Origin of the sequence: Sphingobacterium corticis, assembly GCF_042684745.1 — a bacterium.
Classification (GTDB): Bacteria; Bacteroidota; Bacteroidia; order Sphingobacteriales; family Sphingobacteriaceae; genus Sphingobacterium; species Sphingobacterium corticis.
Genome location: NZ_JBHUMA010000006.1, coordinates 628,834 through 645,569 on the forward strand (window position 1 = coordinate 628,834; position 16,736 = coordinate 645,569).

Below are 16,736 nucleotides of genomic sequence, written 5' to 3' on the forward strand. Positions count from 1 at the left end.
CATTTAATAATCTGGTTAACAAATCGAATATAATTAAATACTGACTGATTAAAAATAAAATACAGTTCTAAGGTGCATTACGCCCAAAATTATACTCTAGTATTCTTTAATATTATTAGATATCGGTACAATAGTTAAAGACTAACAACAAAAAGCCCATACATGGTGGGCTTGTATAACTATTTAGTCTCTTTTGAAACTTCTACAATCCATTGGTAAATCAATTCGCTAAGTGGACAGTTATCAAATGCATTACGTCTTTCGGTTTTGATTGATATCTTTCCATCCTCTACACGACCACAAACAACTTCACGTTGGGTATTAGTATTATCTAGTGATCTTATATATACTGGTAGAATTCCAACATTACTTCTATTCTCACAGTTGAAAGTAAAAGCAGACATAAATAATTCAAACTTTTTGTTTTCGCTATTGGTGAAGAATTTATTAGATTTGTTAATTATTAGCATAATATATAATTTTACGGTTTTAAAGATTTTTTGATGATTTCAAACTAGAAGTTGTCTTTAATAGATTCTCTGCGCCTAATATATTCGTAATCTTTAAAAAGCACTACAATTTCGACAGTTAAATAAAATTCGTTTGAATGACGCTTTAATAAATCATCAAGGATAAGCGGAGCGAGTTACTTTGCAAGTAGTTTGGAAATGGTCATAATTTTATATCATTAATTACCAAATATACCATCCCAAAAACTATGAAAATTACGGTTTTCCGTTTCCACCATAAAACCCCATTAATGGTGGTTAATCTTTATAGATCTTCAATCCAGCGCTTCAGTCTACGAATCGTGCTCTGCCATACTCTTACTAGAGAAAATTTATTCTAATTGAAGTCAACAAATATTTTTATCTTAGAAAGTTAATTAGGTTTTTTAATGATGAGTGGAGAATTAGCTATGCTAAATATTGGAAAATGGATTCTAACAAAAATTCTTGATAAAGGTTTCGACTCTATAGTTGGCAAAATTTCAAACAATGATGAGATAAACATCGCGTTTAATAAGGCATTTAAAAAAACCGCTGACGAAATACAAAGTAAACACCCAGATGTGCTTGGAAATAGTCTTTATGTATTTTTCAAAAAAGATGAAATTTACAACGAATTATTTAAAATGCTTTTCAAATCATCTAGAGTTAATATATCCATTATCGAAAAGCACTTTGACACCAGTTCTTTACCTAAAAATTTGATACTTGATTTTATCAACTCTTTAAGGACGGAGCTATTAAAATATAGGATCTTCGACGAAATTTTATCTGATAATCAATTATTTTTTATTTTCCAGGGTTTGGATGCAAATATTCAAGTGATAGCAGAAAACTCACTGATATCAGTAGAAACTCTAAGTGCAATTTACGACACTATACAAACTCGAATTGGACAAAGGTTTGATTACGAAAAATTTAAAAGGATTTATTCGGAAAATGCTATAAATAATCTTTCTCAAATAAGCTTCATTGGACTAGGTATTGACATTTCAATAAAAAAAAACAGAAAGAAGCTTAACGATGTATTCGTTGAGCCACTGTTTGAATTGAGCGATAGGGGAAACCCAGATCTCTATCAACTCCAAAATATCTTCTCCGATTCAATCACATTTGATGATATATTTGCAGCAGGTAAAAAAATCGTTATTTTAGGAAATCCTGGCTCTGGAAAGTCCATGGTGCTAAAATCAATAGTATGTGACATTCTACAAAGAAAAGAAGCAAGATTTAAGGGAAATCTCGTTGATTATTTACCTTTTAGAATAGAACTTAGAAACTATCTTTCATACAAGAAGAAAAATCACGTTAACATATGCAAATACTTGTTATCCTTATTAGAAACAGATTACCAAGTAACTAACTTAACCGAAGAAATACTTTCAACCATTTTATCTTCTAAAAATTGCATAATGTTGTTCGATGGTCTCGATGAAATCTTCGATATAAGTGACAAGATTGCGATTAAAAATGATATCGAAAACTTTCATAACAATTTTGATAATATTTTTTCTATAACGACTTCTAGGATCATTGGATACGAAGATGCGAGCTTAAATGAAGATTTTCAAGTAATACAGATTAAACATTTCAATATCGATAAGATTCAAGAATATGTAAAAAAATGGTATGATAAAGAGGAAGAAGTAGCAGATATTAGAGAACGTGAGGTTAATGGTTTTCTTAGTAAAATGCACGAGATAGATGGAGAGCTAACAAGTAATCCCCTTTTACTATCATTAATAGTAATTATTTACAGAAATATCCTTAAGCTGCCCGAGTCTAAACTTGAGATTTACCAAAGCTGTACTAAGACCCTAGTTGACAAATGGGACGCTTCAAAAGATTTAGTCATTAATCTCGATGAACGATTATTGAAGGAGAAAGAAAAACTATTTGCAGATTTAGCTCATTGGCAATATGACCAATTGAGTAGTAAAGAAACTGCTATAACCTTCGTAAAAGCAAGGCAAACCGTTGCAAAAACAATTAGAAGATTAAATATTGCGGACGAAGATACTTCAGAATCTTTAGCAGAAGAATTCATGGAGTATGCTCAAAAACGATCTCTGTATTTCGATAACACATTTACACACAAAACTTTTCTAGAATATTACACAGCTTACTGGATCTATTCTAACATAGAAAAAAAACATAATGTTGATGAAAGAAATAGAATTATCAGCAAATACATCGGCAATTCATTTTGGTTTATCGTATTAGAGCTATTGTTAAATTTGATTGATAAAGACCAAGCCGATACTGACATTATCGACGACATATATAAGATCCAAATTCGTGATAACCCAGCAGGGATTCCATTTCTGATAAATATGTCTTTACAATTAAAGAATATTAGCGACATATCGATTCGTGACTGTATAATAACTGGCGTAGATCAGTTATTCTGTAAAAAGATCAGAGAGAATATGTATCGATCGAGAGTAGACAATAATCTATTTTCGTCATTATCTAAAGCTATTAGATACTCTACTAAAGCTAAAGCATTTTTTGATAAACATATTACAGAAATGGAGAGAATATACTCTCAAAATATGTCCGAATTGATAAAAGTTTACGCGCTAAAAATCGAACTTAATAATGTAGATTTTAATAAAGGTATGGATTTCTTTAAATTTGAAAATCCAGCAACCTACAGGGAAGCTACTTTGTCAAACGCCTATTTGTATTTGTTAGATAAGTCCATATCTATGGAATACCCGCAGTATATTGTTGATACTTTAGACGAGTTTATTAGGTTATTCGGGATACAAAAGATATTTGAAGAATTAATCTCCTTTTATGACGATTATCATTTCGGATCATACTTCAGCGGCTTTATGCATAGTGTGTTTTCGAGCCCAATCAACAAAATGGAACAAATGATTATTATTCTAAACAATCTTGGCATTACAAATAGTGACATCATAGATAACATTAATCGTTCGTTGCACGGCTATTTCATTTCTGAAAGTCAGAAAAAATCATTGTTAAAAGCCTTTGAAGCTACCGAAAATTTAGAAATTTGCGAGATGATATATCTTGCGATTTTAAAGGAAACATTTGATATAAAAATACCATTGGAAAATCTTTCAGAAGCTAAAAAACAGATGATCACTAGAATAGAGCAGCAAAATATTGAAAAGTCGATCACATTATAATGATTGTAGGGATATTGATTATCAATTTATCTAATTTAAGCTTTAAATAGGCACTTATGATCGTTATTAATAGAATATTAAAAATGTTATTAACTCATTATAAGCTTATTAGATTTGTAAGGTGCCATGCCTGACTTCCATAATCTAGTCACGTTTTTTTAGGCTTAATCTTTACGCGGAAAAATACCTAATAAATCACAAGATTGTATGCAGGTAGTGAAGCAAATAAATAGTACTATAGTCTTTCTTAATATCATAAAAGTTATAAGAATCATAGTTGAAAGTTGGTGATCTTCTAAAGATAATGCATGCAATGTAACAACCGTTAACTTATCAATGTCAATTTGAGCTTTTCCTCTTTTTGTTTAGCTAGCAATCGAGCTATTATTGCTGTCACAGAAAACAACCAGTTTACTCAATTGAGATTCCAAACATAAATGCTTCGATCCCCCTTCGAAATTTGGATTGGATCGTTTTATCTATTGAACTGGTTTATCTTTGAAGTTCACTTAGCGTCCTACAGCTAGATTTGTGAACTGTTAAAGGATTCAGTTTCAAAACCTGTGGGCTAGGGAAATAATTTTGTCAACCTGAATAGGAAAAAGTTTGAGCAAGCGGAAGTTGGGCAGAGCATCACTTTTGTGCTTTAAAGCCTTGTAGTCGCACATTTCAGTATCCTCCGGGGATAATTATTTTAATTAAACTTGGGTAGGTAGAGTTTTAAGTATACCCCTAGGAATACCTTTATTGTGTGACAAGGTACCCGTTTTGGTAAGGCTTCAAGGTTGATCACAACTAAATTAGAGGGTCAGAATTATAGATATGATAGTTTACTTAAAACGACTTTAAGATAATTGCCTAATGGCGAAATATTGTAATTTTGTATCTAAGTATTAATTAACAATACTAATTCCAAAAGAAGTATCACATTACCAATATCATTATATGTAGAATATAATGATATTGATAAGCAAAGTTAAAGTTAAGAATAATTTATTTATACAATGGTAAATACGTTCTGGTCATAACAATAGGATCCGTATTATAAGGACTTTTAGGATATAAAACTAAAGTAACTTTGACAATAAAAGAAGGATCATAGTTATTCATAGGAACATTCTTCCTAGAAGCGTCCCTGAACTCAATCCAGTCCATATTTTGTACATATACCCCTCGAGCATTTCTGTAAAATTCGTTTTGGTCATCTTTATATATTAATTCTCCAGCATGTTCATTCGAATTTGATACTTTTTTAATACCATAGATATACGGTTCTGTACCTCCTGTATTTGAATTATTAAATGTAGGTTTATTCACCCCCATATATTTGTCATAATACCACAATTCAGTTGTTACAGTATAGTCAGATATTGCTTCAGCTGTTTTTGAATTCAATACCACTTCTATTGATGAATTATCAATTGTATATGATTGAATAAGATCATCTCTTGTTCCTCTAGCAAACTTTCCGTAAGATACAACAGGCCTTTGTTTAAGCGTCCAGCTACCCAACAAACCACCTTGACTTGGTAAAATTCCTCCGTCAATATAATTTGTTCCAGGCAGAGCAAAGTTTTTTGCGGAAACAATGATCCCAGGTATACCTGTTAAAATTGTTCCCGAAGAAGTGATCTTTCCTTCAGTATTTAAATTTATTGACTGTGAACTAGAAGATGTTGATCCAAACTTTCCTATGAAAGAAGAAAATATTCCAGTTATTCCAGAGGTAGCTAAGTTTGAAACCAAATTAACTGAATTTGATATGAGAAGAGGTAATATCCCAGACTTTCCTTTAATCGTATCTCCGCTTATTTTGTTTTCTAAAAATTCTTTAGCCTTTGTACCTCCCTGTTTAATACTCGCATTTATTAGTGATGATAGGGGGTTCGACGATGATGTTGTTGTTAATGTACCCTTTGTTGTTGAGGAAAACGTGCCAGTCATAGCAATTGTTGACAATTGCTTTTGATCTGAGTGAATAGAGATTTTAAGCTTATCGGAAGAAGATATATCTCCATCATACACAAGTGGTATATCAAAACTATTCCAGCCTACCCGAAATCCAGAAAGGTCGCCATCTGAATCATTAGATATGATGATATTTGGATTGCTTGTTTTGAAATCACCAATTAAAGGATCTTTCATTGCTAACAAAGATGTTGATTTAATACCCTCAATCTGAACATTGAAAAGTCCTTCAGAATTATTGATTGAATGATCGAAGTTATAAGTGAAAACACGTAAAACACCTGTAAATCTATTGTGAAAAATAAGATAGTTTTGATTATAAACACTAAGATTCCAATCTGGAAAATTATAGTATAATTCCCATCCATTAGCTTTAGACATGTCCTCAAGAATTCTTGTAGGTATTGTTGAAGGTACTCCACCTATCCAAGGTAATGGAACTTCCGTCGGAACTCCATTGTTATTTTTAAGAAGGATTGAACTTGTGCTCCAATCGAAATCAGTTGAATAATAAGTGTTTAATGTATTGTTTGCATTCGCAGAAATATTCGATATATGTGAATCCGTGTTTTCTGGTAAATAATCAGTTTTGCAGCCTATTAATGATGAGATAATAAATATCGCAGTAATTTTCTTCATAGCATTTAGTTAGTTAATGTGGATAGCTTCATTAAGTTAGGAAAAAACAAACTTAGGAGTTTTGATAGTAATTTGCAAGTTTAAAAATGCTGAACGCTACAAAAAGTAAACAATTCTTTTAACCGCTATGATCGACAATTTACGTATCTACATAAATAAGTTAAAATTTAACATAAAAACTTTTAAATGGTAATATTCTCTGCGAAAATGAGCACAAAGCTGCGGCAATCCTTCGCCATGAATTGAGACTTAAAATTGTCCTATAGCGTTATGTGAAAGCATTAAAACGTATTTAAATTTAGCAAATGACTGATGTTTTTATTTTTTTATTCTCCGAATTTAAAAAAGTCAGCAAAGAGTATCAATCAACTTCACAAACGCACATCGTTCACGGCATTTAAAATTATTCGATCTTATCCGCACTTAATTCTTATCAAAAAAAATAGGTATAGCTAAGAGCTTTAACTATTTAGTATTTTATGCAAAAAGTTCTGATCTCTTGCGCTTAACTTAAGTATATCCAAATTTTATCAAAACGTTTGTTATGCCAATTTATGAAACATATATTTTTGAAACAAGAATCTGAAACTTGTTATGATAAGATATATAGATCATTCATCAATCTAATTTTGTTGTTGCAGAAAACGACCAATTTACAGAACTGAGATTCCAACATAAATGCTTCGATCCCCTTCGAAATTTGGAGGGGATCGTTTTTATCCGTTAAATTGGTTTATCTTTAAGGTTTATTTAGCGTCCCACAGCTGAATTTGCGAACAGATAAAAAAGACCAAAGATGAAGATAGATTTTGTGAGCAGGGAGGAATTGGCAGCGCTTAAAGCGGAGCTACTTAAGGAAATCAAAGATATCCTAAAAGAAAAAGTAAATGGAGGTATTAGCCAGCAATGGTTTCGCAGTGCCGATGTCAGAAAGTTACTGGGCATCTCCGCTGGCACATTACAAAACTTCCGAATTAATGGCACGCTGCCGTACCGAAAGGTAGGAGGAATTATGTTCTACAGTAGAGCGGATATTTTGGATTTGATGCAAGGGAGGGATAATGGCTAAAGGTAACCGTAACCCCAGAAGCCAAACCAATGGCTACTTCCAACGCATTGCGGTTGATTCGCGATTAACGTGCATGCATATTGGACTGCTGATGGCGCTGTATTATTATGGTGAATCGATAAAGATAAAGTTTGATGAAAACTTTCGAGCAAGCAGGCGCAAACTGATGAGCTTTTCGCGCATCAGATCAAGGGCTACCTATCATAAGTGCATCAAGGAGCTGGTTTGTTATAAATATATCAGCTATGAGCCCTCTTGGCATCCTCAACATGGAAGTAGTTTTCAGTTCCTAGTTAAAGAAAAGGGAGGTAGTGATGAGCAAGCTTGATAAAAAACTGTGAGTCGATTCGCTTTCCGGTAAATTTAGATGAAAAGCTATAGTTACTTTAGCACAAGCTTGGACGTAGCAAAAGGCAGATTACAATGAATATGATCGGTTATTTTTACGAAAGTAAAAAGGATTCTACTGATCTAAGTTATGACCTATTAAAGCGGGAGCTTTCCAGTGGAATCCGCCGCATTATATCCTTTATCAAAACGCAGGAGACAGATTGCTTGATTCCTATGTATGCGCAGCTGGATGGATTGTCCAAGGCTTTTGAAGCCCAGCTAACTATATGGACGAAGCAAATGACAAACTCCCATTTGTGCAAGAATCGATGTATAAAACGATCAGTTAAGTTAGCGCTGTAGGCAATAAGCTTGATTTACTTTTTACTCAAACGAGCGATAGCAAAATATTGAAAAGAGAGTTTCTGAAGCTTTTTGATGATTATGCATTCCAGCGATTCTTGCTGGAATGCATAATCATCCGCTACTGTAGGAGACATGCTACTTAAGCAGCCTCATGCTGGTATTTATGCAGTTTAATGTTAGTCGTTGTATTTTTATCAATCATCAGAAATGTGAGATAACAAATGGAACTGTAACACACTATTGGAATATTTCCAAAAGGAGTAGCTTCCACGTGAGCGCAGCACACAATCATTCAGCCATGTCGATAACAAGAAGCCGAATAAGCAGATTCGCCCCAATATGCTTAATTGTTTGGAAGCAATAACCAACCGGTATATGTTGTGTCGTAGATCGGGTCATATGACCGACCTATTGTGCGCGGACTGCGTACGTCGAGCTGGCCTACTGCGCCACTGATTGTACTGGATAACTTTCCCTATGATGGTAATCTAGATCATATCAACTCGATGAGGCACAAGAAATCACGATAGTAAAAGATGCTGAGGCGGCTTCGATCTAGCGAGCGCGCTGGTGATGGTGTAATTGTGGCAGGACGAAACCCAACCCTCGCAAAATCCTTAATATCAATATTTTAGTAGTTTTTCTATTTAAAGACTCACCTTATCGCTCACCGTTATATTTGTTATCGCAAATATAATAAACTCCTGTTATAAAGATATGGATAAATATCAAAATCAACGCTGGATTTCAAATTGATTATATGTAGTCTTCCTTTGATTGATCTACAATTATTGATGCAGTCTATGATTTGACTTTCAAGATGATCTGCTTACCGTATCTATTTACTCGGCACCATTATTGACAGTGGACAATTATGAGAAATCTAGCCATACTACTATTTACTTCTATCATACTATTTTCGTGCGGAAAAGATAAGGATATGAACTCGGATCAGATTCAAGGGAAATGGTATTATTTTTCTGAGCAAAGAATATCTACCAGTGGCGAAATTACCATCGATACTTTAGACTCTAAAGACTACTATTTTGACTTTAGAGCTGATATGTCATTTTTATCCACTGCAGACGGAGAAGGGTTTTACGAGTTATCTCGAGATTCTGTACACATCAATGTAAAATCTGGTGACGCAGATCAATATGAACGTTTTGGATTCAAATATACCATTTCCGGAAATGATCTAGCGCTTCAAGAGGGGAGAGTGATAGCAAACATGAAACGTTTGTAGTGAATAGTGATTCTTACTAAGCCGCAAGACCTTCATCCACTGCCTTTACAATATCATCCATATTAAAGGGTTTGGCCAAGAACGCATTAGCTCCAGCATCGATCGCTACATGCATGCCGTCCATGCTGGCAGAAATGCAAACTATATACAAGTTTTTGAAAATTTCTTTTGAACGAAGCTCTCTGATGACCCTGTCTCCAGACATCTTCGGCATCCAAAGATCGATGACTAAAACCCGGGGTTGGGTTTTAGTAATACGGTCAAATAGCTGACTACTATCGATTTCTACCTCAACGCTCATATCCGACATTTCCAATATTACTTGTATTACTTCGGCGATACTTTTATCATCGTCACAAACCATAACCCTGTTTTTCGTATTCATCAATTTTAGTTGGGTGTTATTGAAATAATCAACTTATTATATTAGTGCTAGACAATAATTATACCCCAATAGATAATTCTTGAATATTATTCGATTTAGCGTAGTAATACTTTAATTCTGAATTATTTATATTATTCAAATTTCATGTCTTCCGTTATCAAAAATGTTCCAAACTATATCTTATATCCACGAAAGGGATTTTAGCAGCGCTTAAAAAAGACTATCCGCTAGAAATACATAGCTTTATATTTTATCAAGTTTATAGGGAACCATCTTTAACATTTTCCTTTTTCTCAGAAGGCATATTTACCCATTCCTCGAAATGCTTTATTGAGTCGCTCGCAAAAATGCGCTCAAATACGATTGATTGATCTTCAATCTTTTTATGCAATTCATCAATAATAAATTGATCTCCAAATCCAGCCCATTCAGCATCTCGCTTTGTGTTTCCATAGTAAACCATGCTTATATTCGCCCAGTAGATAGCGCTCAAACACATCGGGCATGGTTCAGTACTTGTGTACAAAATGCAACCGCTCAAATCTGCTTTACCAATTTTTCTTGCAGCTGCGCGAATCGCATTAATTTCAGCGTGTGCAGTGGGGTCACAATCTTTTGTCACCGAGTTACTTTCAGCACTTAGAATTTTTCCATCTCTAACGATGACTGATCCAAACGGACCTCCATTTAAACTTTTCAAGTTCTGCTCCGCTAAAGCTATAGCGCGATGCATAAATTTTTGGTGTTCATCCATATGATCTATACTATTCAATTAGTTTACAAAGTGATGCTACAATATGCCTAACCAAAGAATACTTATGGATATTTGGTGGATTTTCATAAGCTAATATAACTTGGTGTACGAAGGTGAATAATCCTTGTCCGAGTAAGTTTGTTATCGCTTCTCTATGTTTTAGCGTTATCACTATATTTGGTTTCTAGTATAGTTAGAAACTCGAAGCTTACAGTAATGTTTTAATTAACTATGTTAGCCCTCATCACTTTTTACTGTCAGGGATTAATGCCTGAATAATTGACTCAAAATCTTGAATGTCGAAGGGTTTACTTAAAAACGCATCAGCCTTTGTAGATTGAGCTAAGTTGGCGAAATCCGTATTCGCGGAATAAAATATAATCGGGATTTGCTTAGTCCTTTCGTTCTGTTTCAACATATTTATCGAAGCGACACCACCTTTACCTGGAATCCAATTATCCATAATTATCAAATCCGGTTTTTCCTGCATAACATCGTCTAACACATTGTTTGTTTTTGTCCTATATGCAACATCGAAACCCAACTGATCGGCAATTATCCCGGAAAATTCAGCTGTAGCGCTATCGTCCTCAAAAATTAATACTTTTTTATTCATAGATGTGCAATGTTTGAAACACCTGGAATGCGTCAAATATAGCTAAATTATTTAGTAATGCTTATTCGCTACCAAACTGAGTTTTTTCCTGCTTAACACTTAATCTGCTTGGGGTATTATCCCCTTTCTATTACAAATTGTACCCTTATGTTTACGACAATGGTATATTATAAAACCAATTTGATGCTCAAATGTTTTTTTTTCGTTCTAAAAGACAACTTATGATAGACAACTACATAGAAGTGAACAAAGCATTTTCGGTAAAAGTAGAAGCGCTATACAGCACATGGACAAAATTTGAAAAGTCAAAACAATGATGGAAGCCCTTAGGAAAGAATTTAGAAAAAATGAATCTAGAACAAAGGGAGCCTGAAGTGGTTTATCAATTTTCCGCGGATGTTGATGATTGCAGGGCTCTTTTTATTAAAAGCAAGTTCAAGGAAAAAGTTGTAAATGAGCGATTAGATTATTCTTGGAACTGGTATTTGGACGGCTCAACTATTAAAGATGGCATTTATAATCTTAACGTCTATTTTGAAAAGAATGAGGGGGGATCCAAAATCACTGTAGTTAAAACGAATCAATCGGAAGATGAAAGCACGCATCCTCACTCGGATGGATAGGAAGCTGCATTAAATCAATTAGAATCTTATCTTGAATCCGGGAAATTAAAATATCAAATTCAAATCCATCAAAAAAGGGCTTTCGATTTTCGAAAGCCCTTTTTTGATCACTATGCACACTAGTCGTGACCTTCTGTTTTAACGATTTTGTTATAAATCCCAAGCAGTAAAAATGGAGCCGCCCATTGCCCGACAAACAAGGCATTCTTATCCTTGCATAAACATTTTAGTGTTAGTGAAATTCCCATTGACGCAACTGCCGCGCCTAAAAATACGATCGATGGAATTTTAGAAGTTTGATCTTCTACTGCCTTTGTCAAGTTTCCTTCATTTCCTGTTCCTAAAGCCATAATACTTTATTTAATTTTTAAAATTAGTGTATAAATAATCTAAAAGAATAACGCTCTAAACGTTTTACAGTTTGTGGTGTATTCACGGTTAAATGGGTAACAAATACTCAAATTTTTAGGGTACTAATTCTGATTCTGTAATATATAGATGCTACGAACAAATACGCGTTTTAAAATCGGTTGGTTGAATACTAATATTTTTAGTATAAATTTGTTGCTATGATTAGGAAGGTACAGCAACGTGCGCAACAAATTGTCTCTGGTTTTAAATCTCCCGCTGATGATTATTTAGAAGGGAGATTGGATATTAGCGACGTGCTTGTCGTGGATCCGCATTGTACTTTTTATTTTCGAATGGACGGAAATGCTATGTCGAGTTACTGTATCCCAGATGGAGCGTTGCTAGTGGTGGATAGATCGCTACGCGCGATTGATGGCGCGATTATCATTACACCATTACACGGCCAATTAGTTTGCAAATCCCTTAGTTTCTCTAAGGATCGTATCGTGAAGCTTACTTGTGATACTGGTGAGGTAACCCTAAGAAATAATGATGTTTTGGAAGTTTGGGGTGTAGTCATTGCTGTTTGTTATAATGTATTGCCAAAAGGATTACAGAAAGGGAGGTATCGCCGTGTTTGCGCTATGTGATTGTAATAATTTCTACGCATCAGCTGAACGGCTCTTTCGACCGAGTTTGAAAGGATTGCCTATCGTTGTGCTTTCCAATAATGATGGTTGTGTTATAGCAAGAAGTGAAGAAGCGAAGGCTGCCGGCATCCGAATGGGAGATCCAGAATTTTTAATTCGTGATCTTCTAAAGAAATTTGATATTCAAGTATTTTCAAGCAATTATGTGTTGTATGGGGATCTGTCCGAACGCGTCATGAGCAATTTGGCACGATGGTATCCGATGGTGATTCCATACAGTATCGATGAAAGTTTTGCTTGGGCAGGTGGGATAGATAATTTGGGAGATTACACAAAGCGCGTGCGAGAAGAAGTCATTCGTAATACCGGAATACCTGTATCCATAGGTGCAGCGCCTACCAAGACGCTTGCTAAGGTAGCGAACAAAATAGCTAAGAAGAACTCCGGTACATGCGTTCTTTCTACTCCCGAGGATATTACCAAAGCGGTGGAAAACTTTCCAATTGATGATCTATGGGGAATCGGCCGACAATACTATCAGAAGCTTCAGGCTATGAAGATCGAAACGGTAGGGCAATTGCGCGATCTACCGGAAGGATGGTTTAAACAGCATATGACCGTTCAAGGGCAACGTTTATGGAATGAGCTTTGGGGGCGACCTATGTTAAGTTTGGGAGATCCGCCGCCAAAAGCTAAGGGATTATCTGTTACGCGCTCTTTTAGTGGCTACATAGAAAATCCAGATATTCTATGTGAAGCGGTAACCACGTACGCATCGCGCTTGGCGGAAAAATTGAGAACAGAGAAAATGTGTTGTCAATTCTTGGAAGTCTTTCTATTGACTAACAAGCACCGCGAAGATCACCCGCAACATTATCCACGTCATACGCATAGGCTAGCTATCGCTAGTAATAACACATTACATATTGTAGCAGCTGCTACTAAGGTTGCGCGAATGTTGTTTCAATATGGGATCAAATACAGGAAAGCCGGGGTATTAGCTACTGCGTTAGTGCCAGAAAGCGAGGTGCAATTTAATTTGTTTCAAAAACACGATGAGAAAGCGGATAAGCTGTCGTCGGTATTGGATCATCTAAATATGGCCTACGGACGCGGCACGATCCGCATTGCTAGTGAGGGATACAAAAAGGAGTGGCGATTGAAACACGAATTTTTAAGTGGGGGATACACTACGCGTTGGGATGAGATTATTAAAGTTTCTTAAGATTTTGTAAATTAGTATGTTGTCATTAACAGGGAGATAAAGATATGTGTGGAAGAACATTGATTAGTGAAGCAAAAGAGTTGGCTGCAAAAGCTGGCGTACAATTGGGTAGCGAGAACAAAGAGCGCGATACAAACCGACCTCCAGGAACCGATATGCCTGTAATTTTAGATGCTCGTCCGGGCAAATTGCATTATATCAAATGGGGACTGATTCCGGCTGGCAGTGTCGAGCCACCCAAGTTTGCAACTACGTACGCGCGAATTGAGACAATGCATTCGCTACCAAGTTATAAAAATTTGATTGGCCGTCGGCATTGTGTGTTTGTTATTGACGGGTTTTATGAATTCGACAAACGCCAAACACCAAGTCAGCCTTATTATTTTCAGCGCAAAGATGGAGAAACATTGTATTTAGCTGGCTTTTGGGATACATGGAAAGATCCTACTAAAGACGTTGTCATTCCAAGTTGCACGATGCTCATGCAACGTGCCAACAATTTTATGAGCCAGATACACGATCGTATGCCTTGCATCTTGTCGCAATCCGAAGCTTTGATTTGGTTAGATCGAGAAGCGGCGAAACAAAAGCGCATGTCTGTTTTGCAACTTCCTGCTGATGATTTGTTGGAAGGTTGGCCTGTCGATAAGCGTGTAAACAATGCTAGAAATAAAGATGACCATAACAGCGACAGAAATGGGCCGCAGCTGGGATTGTTTTAGTTTAATGAGCTGAAATAGTAGTTTAATACTATACGCAAAAAGAATAGTGAAAACTATCGAACATTTCTATATATGAGATAGTTAAAAAAAAGCAATGCATTCTGAGATTTGCTAATGTGCGGATATTGTATGAGAAATATTTTCTACTTTAGCAAGATTAATACATTATGACATTTCCAATATTAACCGATTGCTTTGAAGCCATTTGTCTACGTTACTCTTATACTGATTCTTTGTACATCTTTTTTGACTTCAAACGCATTTCAACGTGATGAAACTGAGATTAAAAAAGACAGCGTTATACGCTTTTCAGAGAAATTAAAGTCATTATATCAATCCAGTGATTTCGCTGGAGTTCTCTCCTTGCAAGAAGAATTTGGATATATAAAGCGTCACTTCGGAGCTGGAAAAGGTTATTTTCCTGATTTAGAAATGATAATTGCTAAGTCATTATATAATTTGGGAGATTACGAAAAATCCTTAACGCTGGTGTTACGCGAGCTTACCAAATATGAGGATCAAAAAGATCTGAAGGGAATAGCCGACGCCCGCAATATATTGGGATTAATATATCTTGAACAGCACCAATATGAGGCTGCATTGCAAGAGTTTTCTAAATCTGCGAATCAGCACAAAAAACTTAGAAACTTTCGGCGTTTGTCCGCCAATCTTTTGAATATGGGTTTAGTTCATAAAAGACTCCACCACCCGGATTCTGCGCAATATTATTATCTACTGTCGAAACAATATGCATCAAATTCCGCCTATTCAAGTGTTGTAGCGATGGCGAATAATAGGCTGGGCGAATTGTACGCATCGCAGATGAAATTAAAAGAAGCGGTGAGATCTTATAATAGCGTGCTAAATGACACTACATTTACCGATGACTGGGAATTGAGTTTTGCGCATAGCGGAATAGCATCTTGCTATGCGCATTTAGGTCATTATGAAAAGGCGAGAAAACATGCTTTGACAGGGTACGAGTTAGCAAATAAATTGAAAACGAAATGGGATATTAAACGTGCTGCAGAAGTATTGTCCGAGGTAAGTGTTGAGTCAGGAGATTTTAAAGATGCTTTTTTCTATCAATCAGTTGCTATAAAATACCGGGATAGTATTTTGTCAGAAAGCAAAAGAATCAGTTTAGATTCCATGCAAATGAGTTTTCAACGTTTGGCTAACGAAAAACTCAAAATTGAAAATGACTCCGTGCTCTCCAAACTACGAATTGGGCAATTGATGTTAATTTTGGCCTGTTGCATAATTGGATTTGTAGCTGCCATATGGTTGACCGCGCGAAAGCATAATCGTACTACGATGGCGCTTAATAGAGAGCTTCGAATAAATAGCCAATTGATGACGCAGCGCAATAAATTAATTGAAAAACAAAACGATGAACTTAAAGAAGTCGTTACGACAAAAGATTTTTTAATTGCAGTGTTAACGCACGATCTACGAACTCCAATGACTTCAATATTGAGTGTGATCAAATATATCGAAGAAACAGATTTGAATATTAAAGAGATGAAGGAATGGTTAGGCATGTTACATAACCAAACCTTATCGACAAGTAAACTTATGGATAATCTTTTACTGTGGTCAGAAATACAGCGCAGTGGTGTAAAGGTCAAGCGTGAATGTATTCAGACATCAAATATGGTTAGTAGCATTATAACTATGTTACAAAAATCCATTCACGACAAAAACCTGAATTTTGTCCATGTTCCCGAACCAGATGTTACTGCTTTTGTTGACCCCTATCACTTACAAATAATTCTGTCAAACATTATCAGTAATGCTATTAAGTTTACACCCAAAGGTGGAGATATCCTAGTTAATTACGAGCATCGCGAAGATAAGTTATTGATAAACATTCGGGATACCGGTATGGGAATGAATGCGGAGAAATTAAAGCAAATACAAGCAAATAACACAAGTTTATATTTTACCCACGGAACCGATCAAGAACGTGGTTTTGGAATGGGAATGAAGTTAATTTATCATTTTTTGAAAGCAAATGGCGGTGAGCTGCTAATCGAAAGTAAAGAAGGGGTAGGAAGTCTATTCTCCATCGTATTAACCATTTCTGAGTAAAGCATTTAAATCTATTATCACTACTTAC

15 protein-coding genes and 1 pseudogene are annotated in these 16,736 nt (G+C 35.3%); 10 read left to right on the forward strand and 6 right to left on the reverse strand.

Annotation, left to right across the window (positions count from 1 at the left end; translation table 11 throughout):
- Window positions 1–179 precede the first annotated feature (179 nt).
- Window positions 180–470: a hypothetical protein gene (locus ACFSQ3_RS08670; protein WP_380869147.1), complete on the reverse strand. Its 291-nt coding sequence runs from the start codon at window positions 468–470 to the stop codon at window positions 180–182.
- A 431-nt stretch (window positions 471–901) separates the two neighbouring features.
- Here ACFSQ3_RS08670 and ACFSQ3_RS08675 point away from each other — a divergent pair, with 431 nt between their 5' ends.
- Window positions 902–3,670 carry an NACHT domain-containing protein gene (locus tag ACFSQ3_RS08675; protein ID WP_380869148.1) on the forward strand — a complete coding sequence of 923 codons (2,769 nt, stop codon included), beginning with the start codon at window positions 902–904 and terminating at the stop codon, window positions 3,668–3,670.
- A 993-nt stretch (window positions 3,671–4,663) separates the two neighbouring features.
- On the opposite strand, the gene ACFSQ3_RS08680 is transcribed toward ACFSQ3_RS08675, so the two are convergent.
- Complete coding sequence (locus ACFSQ3_RS08680; protein ID WP_380869149.1) at window positions 4,664–6,277, reverse strand: hypothetical protein; 1,614 nt, start codon at window positions 6,275–6,277, stop codon at window positions 4,664–4,666.
- 796 nt (window positions 6,278–7,073) lie between these two features.
- On the opposite strand from ACFSQ3_RS08680, the gene ACFSQ3_RS08685 reads away from it, so the two are divergent.
- From ACFSQ3_RS08685 to ACFSQ3_RS08700, 4 genes and pseudogenes are all read left to right on the forward strand, one after another.
- Entirely contained in the window at window positions 7,074–7,346 is a 273-nt protein-coding gene (locus tag ACFSQ3_RS08685) for a helix-turn-helix domain-containing protein (RefSeq protein WP_380869150.1), read from the forward strand.
- Window positions 7,339–7,674 (forward strand): hypothetical protein, encoded by a 336-nt coding sequence (locus ACFSQ3_RS08690; protein WP_380869151.1) that lies wholly within the window; start codon window positions 7,339–7,341, stop codon window positions 7,672–7,674. Before ACFSQ3_RS08685 ends, ACFSQ3_RS08690 begins: the two co-directional genes overlap by 8 nt.
- A gap of 77 nt (window positions 7,675–7,751) precedes the next feature.
- Window positions 7,752–8,039 (forward strand): annotated as a pseudogene (locus ACFSQ3_RS08695) (hypothetical protein); the annotation flags it as partial.
- A gap of 877 nt (window positions 8,040–8,916) precedes the next feature.
- Window positions 8,917–9,288, forward strand: a complete 372-nt coding sequence (locus ACFSQ3_RS08700) for a hypothetical protein (RefSeq protein ID WP_380869152.1) — start codon at window positions 8,917–8,919, stop codon at window positions 9,286–9,288.
- Between the two features lie 16 nt (window positions 9,289–9,304).
- Here the strand turns inward: ACFSQ3_RS08700 and ACFSQ3_RS08705 are convergent, their stop codons facing one another.
- The 3 genes from ACFSQ3_RS08705 to ACFSQ3_RS08715 form a co-directional block, all read right to left on the reverse strand.
- Window positions 9,305–9,673 carry a response regulator gene (locus ACFSQ3_RS08705; RefSeq protein WP_380869153.1) on the reverse strand — a complete coding sequence of 123 codons (369 nt, stop codon included), beginning with the start codon at window positions 9,671–9,673 and terminating at the stop codon, window positions 9,305–9,307.
- A 259-nt stretch (window positions 9,674–9,932) separates the two neighbouring features.
- Window positions 9,933–10,427, reverse strand: a complete 495-nt coding sequence (locus ACFSQ3_RS08710; RefSeq protein ID WP_380869154.1) for a nucleoside deaminase — start codon at window positions 10,425–10,427, stop codon at window positions 9,933–9,935.
- 244 nt (window positions 10,428–10,671) lie between these two features.
- The gene (locus tag ACFSQ3_RS08715; RefSeq protein ID WP_380869155.1) at window positions 10,672–11,043 is read right to left on the reverse strand and encodes a response regulator; all 372 of its coding nucleotides are present in this window, start codon (window positions 11,041–11,043) and stop codon (window positions 10,672–10,674) included.
- A 347-nt stretch (window positions 11,044–11,390) separates the two neighbouring features.
- Here ACFSQ3_RS08715 and ACFSQ3_RS08720 point away from each other — a divergent pair, with 347 nt between their 5' ends.
- Complete coding sequence (locus tag ACFSQ3_RS08720) at window positions 11,391–11,666, forward strand: hypothetical protein (protein ID WP_380869156.1); 276 nt, start codon at window positions 11,391–11,393, stop codon at window positions 11,664–11,666.
- A gap of 119 nt (window positions 11,667–11,785) precedes the next feature.
- On the opposite strand, the gene ACFSQ3_RS08725 is transcribed toward ACFSQ3_RS08720, so the two are convergent.
- Window positions 11,786–12,016 (reverse strand): hypothetical protein, encoded by a 231-nt coding sequence (locus ACFSQ3_RS08725; RefSeq protein WP_380869157.1) that lies wholly within the window; start codon window positions 12,014–12,016, stop codon window positions 11,786–11,788.
- 219 nt (window positions 12,017–12,235) lie between these two features.
- On the opposite strand from ACFSQ3_RS08725, the gene ACFSQ3_RS08730 reads away from it, so the two are divergent.
- The 4 genes from ACFSQ3_RS08730 to ACFSQ3_RS08745 all read left to right on the forward strand — a co-directional run bounded on the left by ACFSQ3_RS08730 (window position 12,236) and on the right by ACFSQ3_RS08745 (window position 16,708).
- Window positions 12,236–12,667: a S24 family peptidase gene (locus tag ACFSQ3_RS08730; protein ID WP_380869158.1), complete on the forward strand. Its 432-nt coding sequence runs from the start codon at window positions 12,236–12,238 to the stop codon at window positions 12,665–12,667.
- Window positions 12,612–13,892, forward strand: coding sequence for a Y-family DNA polymerase (locus tag ACFSQ3_RS08735; protein WP_380869159.1), 1,281 nt, complete (start codon window positions 12,612–12,614; stop codon window positions 13,890–13,892). Before ACFSQ3_RS08730 ends, ACFSQ3_RS08735 begins: the two co-directional genes overlap by 56 nt.
- A gap of 44 nt (window positions 13,893–13,936) precedes the next feature.
- Window positions 13,937–14,614: an SOS response-associated peptidase gene (locus ACFSQ3_RS08740; RefSeq protein WP_380869160.1), complete on the forward strand. Its 678-nt coding sequence runs from the start codon at window positions 13,937–13,939 to the stop codon at window positions 14,612–14,614.
- A gap of 246 nt (window positions 14,615–14,860) precedes the next feature.
- Window positions 14,861–16,708: a tetratricopeptide repeat-containing sensor histidine kinase gene (locus ACFSQ3_RS08745; RefSeq protein WP_380869161.1), complete on the forward strand. Its 1,848-nt coding sequence runs from the start codon at window positions 14,861–14,863 to the stop codon at window positions 16,706–16,708.
- The last annotated feature ends 28 nt before the right edge of the window (window positions 16,709–16,736 follow it).

What these genes read in the sequence shown, in the direction of transcription:
- ACFSQ3_RS08670 (WP_380869147.1), bottom strand. Translation starts at nt 470, where the DNA reads ATGCTAATAATTAACAAATCTAATAAATTCTTCACCAATAGCGAAAAC.
- ACFSQ3_RS08675 (WP_380869148.1), top strand. Translation starts at nt 902, where the DNA reads ATGAGTGGAGAATTAGCTATGCTAAATATTGGAAAATGGATTCTAACA.
- ACFSQ3_RS08680 (WP_380869149.1), bottom strand. Translation starts at nt 6,277, where the DNA reads ATGAAGAAAATTACTGCGATATTTATTATCTCATCATTAATAGGCTGC.
- ACFSQ3_RS08685 (WP_380869150.1), top strand. Translation starts at nt 7,074, where the DNA reads ATGAAGATAGATTTTGTGAGCAGGGAGGAATTGGCAGCGCTTAAAGCG.
- ACFSQ3_RS08690 (WP_380869151.1), top strand. Translation starts at nt 7,339, where the DNA reads ATGGCTAAAGGTAACCGTAACCCCAGAAGCCAAACCAATGGCTACTTC.
- ACFSQ3_RS08700 (WP_380869152.1), top strand. Translation starts at nt 8,917, where the DNA reads ATGAGAAATCTAGCCATACTACTATTTACTTCTATCATACTATTTTCG.
- ACFSQ3_RS08705 (WP_380869153.1), bottom strand. Translation starts at nt 9,673, where the DNA reads ATGAATACGAAAAACAGGGTTATGGTTTGTGACGATGATAAAAGTATC.
- ACFSQ3_RS08710 (WP_380869154.1), bottom strand. Translation starts at nt 10,427, where the DNA reads ATGGATGAACACCAAAAATTTATGCATCGCGCTATAGCTTTAGCGGAG.
- ACFSQ3_RS08715 (WP_380869155.1), bottom strand. Translation starts at nt 11,043, where the DNA reads ATGAATAAAAAAGTATTAATTTTTGAGGACGATAGCGCTACAGCTGAA.
- ACFSQ3_RS08720 (WP_380869156.1), top strand. Translation starts at nt 11,391, where the DNA reads ATGAATCTAGAACAAAGGGAGCCTGAAGTGGTTTATCAATTTTCCGCG.
- ACFSQ3_RS08725 (WP_380869157.1), bottom strand. Translation starts at nt 12,016, where the DNA reads ATGGCTTTAGGAACAGGAAATGAAGGAAACTTGACAAAGGCAGTAGAA.
- ACFSQ3_RS08730 (WP_380869158.1), top strand. Translation starts at nt 12,236, where the DNA reads ATGATTAGGAAGGTACAGCAACGTGCGCAACAAATTGTCTCTGGTTTT.
- ACFSQ3_RS08735 (WP_380869159.1), top strand. Translation starts at nt 12,612, where the DNA reads ATGTATTGCCAAAAGGATTACAGAAAGGGAGGTATCGCCGTGTTTGCG.
- ACFSQ3_RS08740 (WP_380869160.1), top strand. Translation starts at nt 13,937, where the DNA reads ATGTGTGGAAGAACATTGATTAGTGAAGCAAAAGAGTTGGCTGCAAAA.